Below are 15606 nucleotides of genomic sequence, written 5' to 3' on the forward strand. Positions count from 1 at the left end.
TTTCGTCCGATTCGGTATCATGGTCGACGACACTGACGACAGCGAAGACCCGAACAAAGGGATGCAGTACCACGTCGAACTCGAAGCAGGCGACGTCGCAAACGCCGTCTTGCTCCCCGGTAACCCCGAGCGACTGGACAAGATTACGCCGTTCTGGGACGACCACGAAGAGGTCGCCTACCACCGCGAGTACCGAACGGCGACCGGAACCTACGAGGGAACACCCATCTCCGTCACCTCGACGGGAATCGGGAGTCCCTCCGCGGCCATCGCGCTCGAAGAACTCGCCCGCGTCGGTGCAGACACCTTCATCCGCGTCGGTTCCTGTGGAGCCATCCAACCCGAGATGGACGTCGGCGACCTCGTCATCTCCTCTGGTGGCGTTCGACAGGAGGGGACGAGCAAGGCCTACGTCCGCGAGGACTACCCCGCCGTCGCCGACCAAGAGGTCGTCTCCGCGCTCGTCGCCGCCGCCGAGCGTCTCGGCTACGACTACCACGTCGGCCTGACGATGAGCGCCGACTCCTTCTACACCGGCCAGGGCCGCCCTGGCTTCGAAGGGTTCCGTGCGATGGGGAGCGAAGACCTCGTGAAGGAACTCCAGGATGCGAACGTCAAGAACATCGAGATGGAGGCGTCCGCTCTTCTCACCATCGCCAACGTCTACGGTCTCCGCGCTGGCGCAGTCTGTTCCGTCTACGCCAACCGCGTCACCGGCGAGTTCCGGACCGAAGGTGAGACGAAGTCGGCCGAGACGGCGAGTCTCGCCGTGAAACTCCTCGCACGCATGGACGAAGTGAAAGCAGAGGCAGGCGTCGACCACTGGCACGCGGGACTCTCGTTGTAACTGTCGTCGTCTCTCGCTGACACCACGACACTCGTTCACACACGAAACGGCTGTTTTCGGCGGTGTGCGGCAACATCTGCCGCGGAGAGACACGTCACTTCCAAAGCTCATTTATCTCAGGCCTTCGGACTGTCGCGTATGACTACGCAGGTCGTCGTCCTCGGTGCAGGCTACGCCGGTGCCGGCGCAGTAAAATCGTTCGAGAACGAAATCGACGACGGTGAGGCCGAACTCACCTGGATTTCGGAACAAGACTACCACCTCGTGCTCCACGAGGTCCATCGAGTCGTCCGGAAGCCGTCCGTCGAATCGAAGATCGCCATCCCGGTCGACGAGATCAAATCGCCCGAGACGAACTTCGTCGAGGGCCACGTCGCGAACGTCGACACCGACGAGCGCGTCGTCGAACTCGACGACGACACGAGCGTCGACTACGACTACCTCCTCGTCGCGCTCGGCAGCGCGACGGCCTTCTACGGTATCGAAGGCCTCGAAGAGTACTCGCTCACCCTGAAGGGTCTCGACGACGCACGCGAGATTCACGAGGAAGTCAAGGCGGCCGCAGAAGCCGGTTCCCGAAGCGAACCCGCCCAGATCATCGTCGGCGGTGCGGGTCTCTCAGGCATCCAGTGCGCTGGCGAAATCGCGGCGTTCCGCGACCAGCATCGCGCACCCATCGACATCAAAATCGTCGAGGGTCTCGACGAAATCTTCCCGGGACAGGACCCCGAAGTGCAGGGCGCACTCCGCAAGCGTCTGCAGGACGCCGACGTCGAAATCCTGACGGGCGACTTCATCTCGAAGGTCGACGAGGAGACCATCTACCTCGGCGGCGGCGAGGACGAAGACCCCGAAGAACTCGACTACGACACCCTCGTCTGGACCGGCGGCATCACCGGCCAAGAGGAAGTCGCCGAAGCCGACGTCGACAAAGACGAGCGTTCGAACCGCATCTTCGCGGACCAGGACTTCCAGACGTCAGACGAGCGCGTCTTCGCCATCGGCGACTCCGCACTCGTCGACCAAGGCGACGACACCATCGCCCCGCCGACGGCACAGGCCGCCTGGCAGGCCGCCGACGTCGCTGGCGAGAACCTCGCGCGTGCCGTCCGCGGCGGTCCGCTGAAGACGTGGACCCACAAGGACAAGGGAACCGTCATCTCTGTCGGTGACAAGGCCGTCGCCCACGACGTGCAGGGCGTCCCCATCAACACCTTCGGCGGCCCGGGCGCGAAAATTCTGAAGAAGGGTATCGCAGCCAAGTGGATTGCCGACGTCTCCTCCGCCAAGCGTGCGTACGACGCTTGGGAGGACATGTAGACGCGACGGACGACCAAAGCAACAGACGCGTTCTGCGGTTCTTCTCTCTCTTTCCTTTCTCACACGCCGATAGCACACTGCTTGCGGTTCGCCGCTCGTCGACGTTTCCTCGCCGTCTCTCGTCTGTCGCTCCCGTCGCCGACTCATTGCGGTCTGTTGCCAGTTCGACCGAGTGCGTCGTCGTTCGTTCAGTTCGGGCTTCCGTAGCCTTCTGCCCACTTCCGAATCTCCCCACCAGTCGTCTCGCTGATGGCACGTGTCGTCCTAAATGCACTCTGATTGATGTCTCTGGCCGCACATATATAGAACGAACTCGAATGCAGTTAGAAGACAGACAGGTTAGTGTGCAGGTTCTTCGGCCGGAGCGACCATATCCTCGATGATGAGGATGAGGGTGTTGCTGGTGTCGTCTTTCCCGTCGAGGACACCTTCGATGACGAGCTTCGAGAGCGGCGTCGGACCGACGGTGACTTTGTCGCCCTCGTGGAAGTCACGGACCGACCCCTGGACGTGAATCTCTGCACGGCACTTCTCGGGGTGGTGGACGCTGGAGAGGTCGATACCTTCGACGTTCGCCTCGGCGACGAGTTCGCCTTCGTGGTACAGCGGCACCGTCGCAGGCTCGTCCATCTCTTGGATGTCGAGTGCCTCGTAGGCGTTGGCGGTCGGTTTGTACCCACCTTTCGGACCGGGGACACCTTCGACCAACTGGAGCGCCTTCAGACTCTGCATCTGGTTCCGAATCGTTCCGGGGTTGCGGTTTACCTCTTCGGCGATATCCTCACCTTTGACCGCGGACTCGGATTCACGATAGAGATTAATCAGGGCCGTCAGAATCTGTTTCTGACTCGGTGTTAGTTCGATTGATGACATACGGTCAACTTCGGGATAGATGTCCTTAAATGCGATGGATAGCCCTGTGAACGTCTGGGTTCCCATCACGTCTCTTTTCGGTGTCACCTCTGTTACATCATCTGGACACACTGGCAGTTCTGATGCATTCCCTCCAACAGAACGACAACACTTTGGCACTCGCACCTGCGGATACGCACATGGACGGAAAACGTGTCCTCGTTACTGGCGGTGCGGGCTTCATCGGGTCGAATCTCGCGAACCACCTTGCGGCCGACAACGACGTCGTCGCCGTCGACGACCTCTATCTCGGAACACCCGAGAACCTCCATGACGACGTCGAGTTCGTCGACGCGAGCGTCGTCGACGACGACCTCCCGACCGACGTCGACGTCGTGTTCCATCTCGCGGCGCTCTCGTCGTACAAGATGCACGAAGAAGACCCGACGACGGGCGCTCGCGTCAACATCGAAGGGTTCGTCAACACCGTCGACCAGGCCCGTCAAGACGGCTGTGACACCGTCGTCTACGCCTCCACGTCCTCCATCTACGGCAGTCGAACCGACCCTTCCCCCGAAGATATGGCCGTCGAAGCCCGGACGGGCTACGAAGCGTCGAAACTCGCCCGCGAGCGCTACGCCGAGTACTTCCACAACCACTACGAGATGAACCTCGCCGGGATGCGCTTTTTCTCCGTCTATCAGGGCTTCGGCGGCAACGAAGCACACAAAGGCGAGTTCGCCAACACCGTCGCCCAGTTCGCCGAGCAGATTGCGAACGGCGAGTCGCCGGAACTGTTCGGTGACGGGTCGCAGACGCGCGACTTCACCCACGTCGACGACATCGTCCGCGGCCTCGAACTCGCCGCCGAAAACGAGTTGAACGGCGTCTACAACCTCGGAACCGGCGAGAGCTACGACTTCAACACGATGGTCGAGATGATAAACGACGTTCTCGGCACCGACGTCGAACCCGTCTACATCGAGAACCCCTTCGACATCTACGTCCACGACACGATGGCGGACATCGGCAAGATCAAAGCCGAGACCGGATGGGAACCGCAGATTAGCTTCGAAGAAGGCGTCGAGCGCGTCTGCGCGCCTTACAAGTGACGCGGTCGGCGGGTAGGTAGTCCGACCGACTCCAGTAGTTCGTTCTCTCGTCGCTCGTCGACTCGCTCGTTTCGCGTCGAACTCGTCGTCTGGACGTCGTTGAACTGGATGCTGACGTCTACATCTCGCTTCGTCTCGTCGACGATGCGCTGTTTGAACACGTCCGCGAGGCCGGGATACGGTTCGTCTGCGGGGCGGTTCAGCACGATAGTTACCTCCGGCGTCTCGCCGACGTGTCGGGCGAGTTGCACCTCCGTCTGGACGCTCGTCAGTTCTAGGTCCTCGTACTGGTCGTTCTGCATGACGTCTTCGACGGCGGTGTTGACACCGTTGGTGAACGACACTTCGGCGGCGACGAGGCCACCGGCGACGACGAACGTCGAGACGAGCACCGTGAGACCGATGATAGTGGGTGCGTACCGACGAAGGGTCTGTCTCGTCCCACTGATAGCGTCTTCGTCCCAGTCGATGGGTCGGTAGCCGAAGTACCAGAGTACGACGAACCCCGCGAGGTTCACCGCCACGGCGTTGACGACGAGTAAGACGAGTGCGCCGAGCGCGACGCTCGGGAGTCCCCAGGCGAGGCCGATACCGACGGCGGCGGCCGCCGGGATGAGGGCGGCCGCAATCATGACGCCGACGAGCGAGACGGGCAGCGCCGTCGCGAGGCCGAACGCCCCCGCCGCACCGGCACAGAACGCGACGGTAATCGACAACAGACCGGGTGAGATACGCTTGCTTATCTGGCCGACCGTCGAGACGTCGAGAACCGACGTGACGATTTGGCCGTGTTTGAGCGAGAGACCGAAGGCGAACGCGCCGACGATAGCGAGGCCGAGTCCGACGAACTGGTCGCGAAAGCCGAGCCAAATCATCCGTCTGTCGTCGAGCGCCATCCCGACGCTCGCGATGAGCGCCGACCCGACCTGTGGAGCGATGACCATCGCCCCGACGACGACGGCCGGAGCGTCCAACAGGAGACCGGCGGCGGCGACGATGGCGCTGAACACCGTCATCGCGTAGTAGGTGAACGCCGTCCGGTGCATGTCGAGTGCTTTCGCCCGAATCTCTTCCGGGGCGACGGAGTCGTCTTCTTCCACCCCCGCGACGAAGCGCTCTTCGAGTTCGTGGTAGTTCTGTGTCTTCGCCGTCTCGGCACTCGAGATGATGGTGTACTCGCGGTCGTCGATGCCAGCGTCGCGGAGTTGGTTCATGACGTACTCGACGGCCTGTGTGGGAAGTGGAAATTCGACGAGTACGGTGTCCCGGCGTTCTGTCGCCTCCTTCGTTACGATGTGATCGATGTTCTCTCCTTCCAACACGTCGAGTGCTGAATCCAGAGAGTCTTCAGAGACGAGCAGTTTAATCAACCGCATTACAACTCTCTGATACGGCGGATTGGCTTGGTTGTGGCGGATTCCGTCCCCCGCTTCCGTCTCGGCCCGAACCTTGATGACTCGGCTTAGTGACCTATTCGACGTGCGACTCGTCCAGACGAGAGTAACTGACACGAACCGGCGGGCGATTCTCGACGCGCTCGACGACGTCGACGCGGAGTACGCCGTCGTCGACGAGGCGAGCGAACTCAACACGACGCTCGTGCAGATTCCCGTCCCCGACGGTGCCGAAGAACCGCTGTTGGACTACCTCACCGACGCCGGTCTCCCCGACGACGCCTTTACCCTCGTGACGGACACGACGGCACGACGAGAGGTGAACCAACAGTTGGCCGAGCGCTTCGTCGAAGGGCCGAGCGGGGCGTTCGGTATCTCACACCCCGAAATCAGAGAACGAGCGCTCGACTTACAACCGAACCGGCCGACGTACATCGCTCTCGCCGCACTGAGTGCAATCGTGGCCGTCTCGGGTCTGCTCTTGGACTCCGCAATCGTCATCGTCGGGGCGATGGTCATCGCCCCCTTCGCCGGGTCGTCGCTCTCTGCGAGCGTCGGCGCGGTCATCGACGACAGAGAGATGCTCGTCGAGAGCGTCAACTCACAACTACTCGGTCTCGGTGTCGGTTTCCTCGGTGCACTCGCCGTGACGTTCGCGGTCAAGCAGACGTCGTTCGTCCCCTCAGGTATCGCTATCACCCGCAGCGAACAGGTCGGACTCTTTCTCACACCGAACTTGCTCGCGTTGACCATCGCGCTCTGTGCCGGTGCAGCGGGTGCACTCGCGTTGGCGACGGACCTTCCCGTCTCTATCGCCGGTGTCGCCATCGCGGCGGCTATCGTCCCCTCCGTCGCCACCGCCGCCATCGGTGTCGTGTGGGGTGACGTTCTCATCACACTCGGCGCAGTCGTCTTGCTCGCGATGAACATCGTCTTCATCAACCTCGCCGCCTACGTCGGCCTCGTTGGTCTCGGCTATCGGTCGTCGCTCGTGACCGACACGTGGACCGACGTCGGATTCAGTCTCCGAACGGGTGCGTACGCGGTCCTCGTGCTCCTGTTCGTCGTCGTCGTCGTCGCGACGTCGCTGGCGACGGCGCAGTACATCGTCTTCGAGCATCAGGTCAAACAGGACGTCGAAACCGTCGTCGCCACCTCCCAGTACGACGAGTTGGAACTGGTGAGCGTGCAAGCGGAGTACAACGACGTGAACGTCTTCGACCGCGCCGAGTCGGTGACGGTCACCGTCACGCAGTCCTCGGGAACCGACTATCCGTTCTTGGCCGAGACACTCGAACGCCGTATCAGTCAGACCACCGGCCACGACGTGTCGGTGAGCGTCAGGTTCATGGAGTACCAGACGGCGAATCAGGAGACACAAGCGTCGGAATCGGACCTGCACTCCTCAGCGCTTCGGTCGGGGGCCGGGTCGCTCGGTGCGTTCGGTGCGTTCGCTCGTCCGCTCTCCGCTCGATAGCGTCACTTCTTCGACGAGACGAAGCGCACGAGCGACGACGGCTTGCACCAGAAACGGGATACTCGCGATAGCGACAGTCATCCCGGCGTAGGTGAGAATGGCGGTTCGGATGCCACTGTGCATGACGAACCCGACGTAGCCGAACAACGCCATCGACGCGCCGAACGCGACGAGCGAGGCGGCTACCTGTGGTGGACGTAACTGCCGGAGTTCGTACTCGGAGGGACTGTCGACGACACGGCCGGTCACCACGACGCCGACGACCCACACGAGAAACCGGCGAGGAACCGAACTCTTGTGGGGATTTACTGCCATGGTAACTGGTAGTGTGAGTCACACAAAAACCTGACTGCGACGCGGATTCTCGTTCGTCTCGTTCAACCACATGCGCTAAGTGGCGACCGGTTCCAGATGGGACCATGACACGAACCGCTCGACTCATCGGTGCACCGACCGACTACGGTGCGAACCGACGTGGTGTCGACATGGGTCCGTCTGCGATTCGCTACGCAGGCCTCGCAGCGCAGTTGGCGAAGGCCGGAATCGACGTCGAAGACGCCGGTGACCTCAACGTCCCACTGGCAGACGAACGGGCACAGGACGACAGCGTCGAACTCGGCGACGGACAGGCCAGATTCATCGACGAAGTCGAGGAGGTCAGCACCCTCCTCGCCGACGAAGTCGCTTCGGCACTCCGAGACGGCTCGACGCCCGTCGCACTCGGCGGCGACCACTCCATCGCCATCGGGTCCGTCCGTGGCTCCGCCCGCGACGCCGACATCGGCGTCGTCTGGTTCGACGCACACGGCGACTTCAACACGCCGAGTACGTCGCCATCGGGGAACGTCCACGGGATGCCGCTCGCGGCCGCTCTCGGCATCGGCGACTTCGAGGGCGTCGAGTGGGCCAACGCTCGCGGCCTGAACCCGGAGAACGTCGTCCTCGTCGGTCTGCGTGACCTCGACGAGACCGAAAAGCGGGTCATCCGCGAGTCCGACGTGACGGCCTACACGATGTCTGACATCGACGAGCGCGGTATCACGCCCGTCGTCGAAGACGCACTCGCCGTCGCCGGTGAGGACACCGACGGCGTCCACGTCAGTCTGGACCTCGACTGGCTGGACCCCAAGGAGGCACCTGGCGTCGGGACACCTGTCCGCGGCGGTGTCTCCTACCGCGAGGCGCACGCCGCCTTAGAGATGGTCGCGACGTCGGGTGTCCTTCGGTCACTGGAACTCGTCGAGGTGAACCCGATTCTCGACCAGCACAACGAAACCGCAGAGTTGGCGACGGAACTCGCGGCGAGTGCGCTCGGCAAACGGATTCTCTGAATCGCTCGTCTGCGACCTGCCGGTCGGCACTCTCACGACCGAGACGCAGATACCGACGCTTATCTCGACCGAACCACTTCCCTCTCTATGGACAGCGGCATCCACGTCCAACTCGCAGTCGAGGGCGTCTCCAGTTGCCCCGTCACGTCGGTGAGCGAAACAGTCGACGTAGAGTCGATAACCACCAGTCGACAGACGGCGTCCGGCGAGCAGACGGTCGTCGGCGAGTTCACCGTGTCGGAGACGGGAGACGCCGACGGCGACGCCGCTCGCGACGTCGCGGACCGTGTCTTTTCGGACGGCGCCGAGTCGGTCTATCGATACACGACCGACGGGGACGAGTGTCCCTGCGGCCGCGTGCCGACGCACGGTTGTCCCGTTCGAGACGTCTCCGCGGAGTCGGGAACGGTCGTCCTCTCCTTTATCGCTCCCGGCGTCGAGACGCTCCGAGCAGTCGTCACCGACCTCCGGTCGTGCTGTGAATCCGTCCGCGTTCGGCGACTGACTCACTCGACGGCCGACGACCAGCAGTCACTCCTCGTCGTCGACCGAACTGCCTTCACCGACCGGCAGTACGAGGTACTTCAGACTGCCCACGAGATGGGTTACTTCGCCCAGCCAAAGGAGTCGTCCTCCACCGACGTCGCCGCCCGCCTCGGCATCTCGGTGCCGACGTTCAGCGAGCATCTCGCCGTCAGTCAGCGAAAACTCATGGACCAACTACTCGACGTCTGAGCCACCACCGTGTCGACTGTCGCTGCCCACGCTATCGCTTAAATAAACCCCGCTGTACTAGTGACAGTCGCTATGTGGCTTCTCGCCCGATATCGAAGTACATCGATGTCACAGTCTCTGTATCACGAAATCGGTGGACAGGAAGCGGTCGAAGCCGTCGTCGACGACTTCTATGACCGCGTGCTCTCGGACGACCAACTCGCCGGGTTCTTCGAGGACTACGACATGGCCCAACTCCGGGCGCATCAGGTACAGTTCATCAGTGCCGTCGCCGGCGGTCCGGTCGACTACTCGGGCCGCGACATGCGCGAGGCCCACGCCCACCTCGACATCGGCGAGGACGACTTCGACCTCGTCGCCACGTACCTGGAACGGGCACTTCGAACGAACGGTGTCGCCGACGAGAACGTCGACGCCATCATGGCCGAGGTAGCCGCGTTGAAAGCACCGATTGTCGCCGAATAAGCGACGGTCGATTAGACGTTTCGACGCGACGTTCGGCGGTACAGTGCCGAGAAAATATGAATCTATCCGAGTATATTTGTCGAATCTCTGATATCAATTGATGTGTGTTGCAGGTGTACTCTCTCGGATGCTCTCCAGAAGCACAGACTACATCCACGGTAGTTACAGAGCGGACCGAAAGCGGGCGAAGCCGAACTCTCGCCGATTCGATTGGAGTCGCGTATGAATACGTCGCTCTTCGGCGAGCGTGGTCTCTCGCTGACCGTCGTCGACGGTCGACTCGGCGAGATTCTACTCGTCGTGGCGATAGCCGCGGTCAGCGTCTCTATCGTGACGACACGGGTGTTCAGTCGGTGGCTCCCACCGAACGACGCGAAACACTGGCTGCTCCGGGCGCGGTACTTCGCCGGTTGGGCTGTTCCTGCATCCGAGGGAGCGGGACAGTTCGCCACACACCCCGTCGCGATTATGTCGCTCGCACTCCTGTTGTTGCTACTGGGGTCTGCGGTCTTGGCTGCAAAAGTGTGGGCGATTACGGCGTTTCTCTGGACCACGTTGGCCGTGTTCGTCACCGCTCGTGAGTTGTTCTCGCCCCGAGTCGCCGTTCTCGCGTTCGCGTTCGTCAGTCTCGGGCAGTCGCTGTTCTTCGACCTGCTCTCGTTCGGCGGGATTCCACAACTCATCTCGGTCGGCTTCTTGACGCTCTGTGTCGGCGCACTTGTCCGTGCACGACGAACGGGCTACCGTGCCGACCGAATCGTGTTCGCGCTCCTGTTACTGCTCGGATTGCTGGCGCATCCACCTAGTTCACCAGTCTACCCTGCCACGCTCGGTGCAGTCGCAGTCGGACTCGCGGTAGTCAGCTCACAGCGTCGTCCTGTCGTCGAGACAGTCGTCGACGCAGCGATTCCCTCGCTGTTGTTTCTCGGTTATCTGGCGAGCCAGTGGAACATCTTCTCACTGTACACCTCGACGGTCGGCGGCCACGATTTCGGTGTCTTACTGTACAAACTCTCTCGTGACCCGGTACTCGAAGTGATGGGACTCGCCCTCTTGGCCTTCTTCCCACTCGTCGTGTACGTACTGTTCCTCCAGGGAACGGTCGACGGCGTGTTCGACCCCCTCGACCAGTACCGAAACGACACGTCTCCGCGAGCGTTCGAACTCACTGGTGGGGCCGTCGGAGTGGTGGTTCTCGGCTGGCTCCTCGGTCCGCTGACGATGGCCGCCGTCGTATCGAGCCTTCCGAACGTGAGTACGGAACTGGCGCGCGTCTCGTTCTTCCTCGCCCCACCGATTGCCATCGGGACTGCCGTCACCGTCGGTGTCGCCGCGTGGACCGTGAGTCGGTTCGTGGGCGGCAACGAATCGAACGACCGTGCCCGACGAATCGTCGCCGTCGTCCTCGCACTCGTCGTCCTCGTTCCCGGCGCTTACTGGTCGAGTGGGTACTACGAGAGCGCACAGGACTACTACTCGGTGAAGAACGACGACTCCTTGCGAAGCGTCGTCGGATGGCTCGACCAGCAACAGCCGTTCTCGGGGACGGTCGCTGGCCCGTTCTACGTCGTCTCGTGGACGAAAGCGCTGACCGGTCAGAGTGGCCTCACGGCGACACCAGCGGGTGGCTCGTATCGCCCGGACGAGCGCCGAGAGTCGGCGGCGTTCCAGACGCTCGAAGACCTCCGCTGGGAGGGCGCGACACCCGCGAACCTCGACGCCGCGAGAGACGTCATCCGAGCGTACGACGTCCGATACATCGTCGTCCCGAACAACTGGCGGCAGACCCGATTCGACTCGCTCGGGACGGTCGTGTACACGACCGACGACCTCGTGGTCATCGAAGTCGATCCCACGATTCGGAACACCGCGTCGTCGGGAGGTGACGCATAGTGGCGCGTAGCCGTGTCGGGCAGACGCTCGAACGAGCGACGACGGTACGACACGTCTTCGGTCGGTGGCCACCCCACTGGCAGTTCGTCACTGTCACACTTCTCGGATGTGCCACGTTCCTCTTGCTCGGAGCGGTAGTCACGACTGCGAGGATTGTCGTCGCCGGCGACCCAGTCTCGATTGCGGCCGTCGCTCTCGGATGGGTCGTCGCACTCTGGGTCGTGTCGTCTCCGACAGGTGAACCGAGTTCCTTCGACGAGTGGACGGTGTCGCGCGACGACGCCTCGGTCGTTCGACTCCTCGTCGTGTTCGTCGTCCTCCTCCTCGTTCTCCCGGTCGGCGTCAATGCTCTGACCGGCGACGTTCGTCCGTCCGCAGAGACTGCACCACCGACCGAGAACATCACGTTCTACACCGTTCAGGGCAACGAACAGGGCAGCAAGACGGCCGGTGTGTTCGCTATCGACACCGAATCGAAGGCACTCGTCTGGGAGCACACGTCGTTTCACACCAAGTACTTCGACGTCGACCCGCTCGACAACGAGACGATTCTCTTCACGGTCAAGCGAAACGCCGACCGCTTCGAGAGCGGCTACTCGTGGCAAGCGGTGGTGTTGAACTGGCGGACCGGCGAAATCGTCGACACGTTCTTGGTGCCACCCGACACCCACGACGTGGACTACCTCGGTGACGGCCAGTACGTCGTCGCCAACAAACTCCAGAAACGACTCCAAGACCCGTGGCGCGCCGTCCTTCGAGCGAACGACTGGAGCGGTCAGAACCGTTCGGTTATCGGCCACCAAATCTACATCTACGACGCCAACACCGACGAAATCGTCTGGTCGTACTACTTCGACGACCATTTCCCCCCGACGGACGGCGACGGTATCGACAACGACTACACGCATCTGAACGACGTCGACTCGGTTCGGAACGGCAGCGCGTTTCTCGTCAGCCCCCGCGAGTTCGACCGCGTCTTGCTCATCAACCGCTCGACGAAGGAGGTCGAGTGGGCTGTCGGTGAAGAGGACAACTACGACATCCTCCACGAGCAACACAACCCCGTCCTGCTCTCGGAAGACCCGCCGACGGTCCTCATCGCCGACAGTGAGAACGACCGCATCGTCGAGTACACGAAACGGGGCGACGACTGGCTTCTCTCGTGGGAGTACCACGGTGACCTCGCGTGGCCACGAGACGCCGACCGACTTCCGAACGGAAACACGCTCATCGCGGACAGCGGTGGCGGTCGGTTGGTCGAAGTCTCTCCCGAAGGCGAGGTAGTCTGGGAACACGACGTCGGCTTCAGCGTCTACGACGTCGAACGGTTGGAGTACGGCGACGAATCAGCAGGGCCACCGATGCACACGCTCACCGACGGGGTCAGCGTCGGCGACGACGGGGCTTCGAACGCCGGCATCGGCGACCAACTCTACGACCAGTGGACCGATTACTACCAACTCGCTCGGTGGGTGATGCCACAGTGGGTGACGTCGCGTGATTTCTTCCTCCTGCACGTCGCCGTCGTCGTCGTACTCGGGTGGCTCCGATTCGAGTGGCGAGTGAGACGGACGCGACCGCTGTCGACGTAGCTCCGGTCTCACCGGACCACTGTAAAAGAGTTCGCCGGGTCGCCGAGTCACCGAGACGGGAGCGGACTATTCGGCTGGCTGTTCCAGTTCGCCCGCGTCTTCTTTCTCGTCTTCTTCCGGACTCACGCGTGCGGCCGGAACCACGTCGACGGCGGCGACGTGGTCGCCGTCGTCTAAGTCCATCACGATGACGCCCATCGTGTTACGGCCGACGGTCGAAATCTCGTCGACGCGAGTGCGCATGATCTGACCGCTCTCGCTCATGGCGACGAGGTGGTCGCCGGGAGCGACTGTCTCGATAGCACAGGTCGGCCCGTTGCGCTTGACGGTCTTGATGTCGATGAGACCCTTCCCGTTACGCGACTGGGTTCGGTAGTCGTCGATGTCGGTCCGCTTGCCGTAGCCGTTCTTCGTGACGGTGAGCAGCCACTGGTGGTGGTCGCCGACCGCACCGACACCGGCCACCTTGTCGTCGCCGGTGAGTTGGATACCGCGGACACCGCGTGCGGTTCGGCCCATCGCACGGGCTTCGTTCTCGTCGAATCGGATGCTCATCCCGTCTTCGGTGGCGATGACGATGTCGCGGTCACCGTCGGTGACTTCGACGTCGACGAGCGCGTCGCCGTCTTCGAGACGGATGGCGCGAATCCCCGTCGAGAGGATGTTCGAGAAGTCGTCGACGGCCGTCCGCTTGATGTAGCCGTCGCGGGTGACCATCGTGAAGAACTCGTCTTCGTCCATCTCGTCGGTGTTGACGACGGCCTCTATCTCCTCGCCGTCGTCGAGGTCGATGACGTTCACCGCCGACTTCCCCCGAGCAGTTCGGGACATCTCCGGAATCTCGTAGGTCTTCAACTGGTAGACCTGCCCGTGGTTGGTGAAACAGAGGAGGTAGTCGTGGGTGTTCGCGTAGAACACCGACGACACGCTGTCTCCCTCTTTCAGGTCCGTGCCGATGACTCCCTTCCCGCCGCGGTTCTGTGCGCGGAAGGTCGTCGCGGGCATCCGCTTGATGTAGTCGTCCTCGGTGACGACGACGACGACGTCCTCCTGCGGGATGAGTTCCTCGCGGGTAATCGAGCCAGTGTCCTCGATGATGCTCGTGCGTCGGTCGTCGGCGTACTCGTCTCTGATGTCGCCGAGTTCGTCTTTGATGACGCCGAGCAGTTCGCTCTCGTTGTCGAGAATCTCGTTCAGACGTTCGATGGTCGCCTGCACCTCTTCGTACTCGTCTTCGATGGCTTCGGCCTCCAGCGAGGTGAGCGAACCGAGCTGCATCGAGACGATGTGGTCTACCTGCGCCTCCGAGAAGTCGTAGGCCTCCATCAGCGCGACCTTCGCGTCGTCTCGGCTCTCGGAGTCGCGGATGCGGTCGACGACGTCGTCGACGTTCTCCAGCGCCGTCAACCGACCTTCGAGGATGTGTGCGCGGTCCTCGGCTTCCGCGAGGTCGTACTCGCTACGACGACGCACGACTTCGCGTCGGTGTTCGAGATACTCGTAGAGCGTCTCTTTGAGGTCGAGTACCTTCGGTTGGCCGTCGACCAGCGCGAGGTTGATGACGCCGAAGGTGGATTCGAGATGGCTGTCGAGCAGTTGGTTCTTGACGATGTCTGCGCTCGCCCCGCGCTTGAGGTCGATGACGACCCGAATCCCGTCGCGGTCGGACTCGTCACGCAGGTCACGAATCCCTTCGAGTTTACCGTCGTTGACGTCGTCCGCGATGTTCTTGATGAGTCGCGCCTTGTTCTCCTGGAACGGGAGTTCGGTGACGACGATGCGCTCGTCGTTTCCGTTCGAGTCCCGTTCGACGTCGATTTCGGCGCGGACGCGAACCCGTCCACGACCGGTCTTGTACGCCTGGTGGATGGCGTTTCGGCCGACGATGTTCGCCCCCGTCGGGAAGTCTGGCCCCTTGACGTACTCCATCAGGTCTTCGATGGTACAGTCGGGGTTGTCGATGAGGTGAACCGTCGCGTCGATGACCTCGCCGAGGTTGTGCGGCGGGATGTTCGTCGACATCCCGACGGCGATGCCCGAAGAGCCGTTGACGAGCAGGTTCGGGAACGCCGAGGGGAGCACGTCTGGCTCTTGCAGACGGTCGTCGTAGTTCGACTTGAAGTCGACCGTGTCCTTGTCGATGTCGGCGAGGAGTTCCTCGGCGATGGGCGACATCCGAGCCTCCGTATACCGCATGGCGGCCGGTGGGTCGCCGTCGACAGAGCCGAAGTTCCCCTGTCCGTCGACGAGGGGGTTCCGCATCGAGAAGTCCTGTGCCATCCGCGCGAGTGCGTCGTAGATGGCCGAGTCACCGTGCGGATGGAAGTCACCCATCGTCTCGCCGACGATGGAGGAGGACTTCCGGTGGGCGGAGCGAGCGGTGACGCCCGCTTCGTTCATCGCGTAGAGGATACGCCGGTGGACCGGCTTGAGGCCGTCGCGGACGTCCGGGAGGGCACGTCCGGCGATGACGCTCATCGCGTAGTCGATGTACGACTGCTCCATCTCGTCTTCGATGCGTGCAGTCGTGACCTGTGCCGCCGGTACGTCTTCGTCGTCTGGATTCGGAATCTCTGAACTCATGTAGA

Annotated in this window: 13 protein-coding genes; 9 read left to right on the plus strand and 4 right to left on the minus strand. The window is 62.4% G+C overall.

Annotated elements, in window-relative coordinates:
* Positions 1-19: 19 nt before the first annotated feature.
* Positions 20-847, plus strand: coding sequence for a nucleoside phosphorylase (locus BM083_RS20905; protein ID WP_009365565.1), 828 nt, complete (start codon positions 20-22; stop codon positions 845-847).
* A 138-nt stretch (positions 848-985) separates the two neighbouring features.
* On the plus strand, positions 986-2167 hold the full coding sequence (locus BM083_RS20910) for an NAD(P)/FAD-dependent oxidoreductase (protein WP_089872316.1): 1182 nt from the start codon (positions 986-988) through the stop codon (positions 2165-2167).
* A 339-nt stretch (positions 2168-2506) separates the two neighbouring features.
* Here the strand turns inward: BM083_RS20910 and BM083_RS20915 are convergent, their stop codons facing one another.
* Positions 2507-3040: an Rrf2 family transcriptional regulator gene (locus tag BM083_RS20915; protein ID WP_089872318.1), complete on the minus strand. Its 534-nt coding sequence runs from the start codon at positions 3038-3040 to the stop codon at positions 2507-2509.
* Between the two features lie 179 nt (positions 3041-3219).
* Between BM083_RS20915 and BM083_RS20920 the strand changes: the two genes are divergently transcribed.
* Positions 3220-4131 (plus strand): NAD-dependent epimerase/dehydratase family protein, encoded by a 912-nt coding sequence (locus BM083_RS20920; protein WP_089872320.1) that lies wholly within the window; start codon positions 3220-3222, stop codon positions 4129-4131.
* Here BM083_RS20920 and BM083_RS20925 read toward each other — a convergent pair.
* Positions 4122-5507 carry a TIGR00341 family protein gene (locus BM083_RS20925; RefSeq protein WP_089872321.1) on the minus strand — a complete coding sequence of 462 codons (1386 nt, stop codon included), beginning with the start codon at positions 5505-5507 and terminating at the stop codon, positions 4122-4124. The genes BM083_RS20920 and BM083_RS20925 overlap by 10 nt on opposite strands.
* Before the next feature lie 103 nt (positions 5508-5610).
* Between BM083_RS20925 and BM083_RS20930 the strand changes: the two genes are divergently transcribed.
* Positions 5611-7002 (plus strand): DUF389 domain-containing protein, encoded by a 1392-nt coding sequence (locus tag BM083_RS20930; RefSeq protein ID WP_089872323.1) that lies wholly within the window; start codon positions 5611-5613, stop codon positions 7000-7002.
* Here BM083_RS20930 and BM083_RS20935 read toward each other — a convergent pair.
* Positions 6931-7317 (minus strand): hypothetical protein, encoded by a 387-nt coding sequence (locus BM083_RS20935; protein WP_143085787.1) that lies wholly within the window; start codon positions 7315-7317, stop codon positions 6931-6933. The genes BM083_RS20930 and BM083_RS20935 overlap by 72 nt on opposite strands.
* 104 nt (positions 7318-7421) lie before the next feature.
* Between BM083_RS20935 and rocF the strand changes: the two genes are divergently transcribed.
* From rocF to BM083_RS20960, 5 genes are all read left to right on the plus strand, one after another.
* The gene (rocF, locus tag BM083_RS20940; protein WP_089872327.1) at positions 7422-8333 is read left to right on the plus strand and encodes an arginase; all 912 of its coding nucleotides are present in this window, start codon (positions 7422-7424) and stop codon (positions 8331-8333) included.
* A gap of 87 nt (positions 8334-8420) precedes the next feature.
* The gene (locus BM083_RS20945) at positions 8421-9068 is read left to right on the plus strand and encodes a helix-turn-helix domain-containing protein (RefSeq protein WP_089872329.1); all 648 of its coding nucleotides are present in this window, start codon (positions 8421-8423) and stop codon (positions 9066-9068) included.
* A gap of 105 nt (positions 9069-9173) precedes the next feature.
* Positions 9174-9533 carry a group I truncated hemoglobin gene (locus BM083_RS20950; protein WP_089872331.1) on the plus strand — a complete coding sequence of 120 codons (360 nt, stop codon included), beginning with the start codon at positions 9174-9176 and terminating at the stop codon, positions 9531-9533.
* Positions 9534-9755: 222 nt separating this feature from the next.
* Complete coding sequence (locus BM083_RS20955; RefSeq protein WP_089872333.1) at positions 9756-11426, plus strand: hypothetical protein; 1671 nt, start codon at positions 9756-9758, stop codon at positions 11424-11426.
* A complete protein-coding gene (locus tag BM083_RS20960) occupies positions 11426-13018 on the plus strand; it encodes an aryl-sulfate sulfotransferase (protein WP_218149000.1) in 1593 nt (530 codons plus the stop codon). The genes BM083_RS20955 and BM083_RS20960 overlap by 1 nt, the downstream gene beginning before the upstream one ends.
* Before the next feature lie 66 nt (positions 13019-13084).
* On the opposite strand, the gene gyrA is transcribed toward BM083_RS20960, so the two are convergent.
* The gene (gene gyrA, locus BM083_RS20965; RefSeq protein ID WP_089872334.1) at positions 13085-15601 is read right to left on the minus strand and encodes a DNA gyrase subunit A; all 2517 of its coding nucleotides are present in this window, start codon (positions 15599-15601) and stop codon (positions 13085-13087) included.
* Positions 15602-15606: the final 5 nt, after the last annotated feature.

Origin of the sequence: Halogranum rubrum, assembly GCF_900114455.1 — an archaeon.
Lineage (GTDB): Archaea > Halobacteriota > Halobacteria > Halobacteriales > Haloferacaceae > Halogranum > Halogranum rubrum.

Excerpts from the sequence above, each read along its gene's own strand:
- gyrA (WP_089872334.1), bottom strand. The coding sequence starts at position 15,601 with ATGAGTTCAGAGATTCCGAATCCAGACGACGAAGACGTACCGGCGGCA.
- BM083_RS20935 (WP_143085787.1), bottom strand. The coding sequence starts at position 7,317 with ATGGCAGTAAATCCCCACAAGAGTTCGGTTCCTCGCCGGTTTCTCGTG.
- BM083_RS20910 (WP_089872316.1), top strand. The coding sequence starts at position 986 with ATGACTACGCAGGTCGTCGTCCTCGGTGCAGGCTACGCCGGTGCCGGC.
- BM083_RS20955 (WP_089872333.1), top strand. The coding sequence starts at position 9,756 with ATGAATACGTCGCTCTTCGGCGAGCGTGGTCTCTCGCTGACCGTCGTC.
- rocF (WP_089872327.1), top strand. The coding sequence starts at position 7,422 with ATGACACGAACCGCTCGACTCATCGGTGCACCGACCGACTACGGTGCG.
- BM083_RS20945 (WP_089872329.1), top strand. The coding sequence starts at position 8,421 with ATGGACAGCGGCATCCACGTCCAACTCGCAGTCGAGGGCGTCTCCAGT.
- BM083_RS20915 (WP_089872318.1), bottom strand. The coding sequence starts at position 3,040 with ATGTCATCAATCGAACTAACACCGAGTCAGAAACAGATTCTGACGGCC.
- BM083_RS20950 (WP_089872331.1), top strand. The coding sequence starts at position 9,174 with ATGTCACAGTCTCTGTATCACGAAATCGGTGGACAGGAAGCGGTCGAA.
- BM083_RS20925 (WP_089872321.1), bottom strand. The coding sequence starts at position 5,507 with ATGCGGTTGATTAAACTGCTCGTCTCTGAAGACTCTCTGGATTCAGCA.
- BM083_RS20905 (WP_009365565.1), top strand. The coding sequence starts at position 20 with ATGGTCGACGACACTGACGACAGCGAAGACCCGAACAAAGGGATGCAG.
- BM083_RS20920 (WP_089872320.1), top strand. The coding sequence starts at position 3,220 with ATGGACGGAAAACGTGTCCTCGTTACTGGCGGTGCGGGCTTCATCGGG.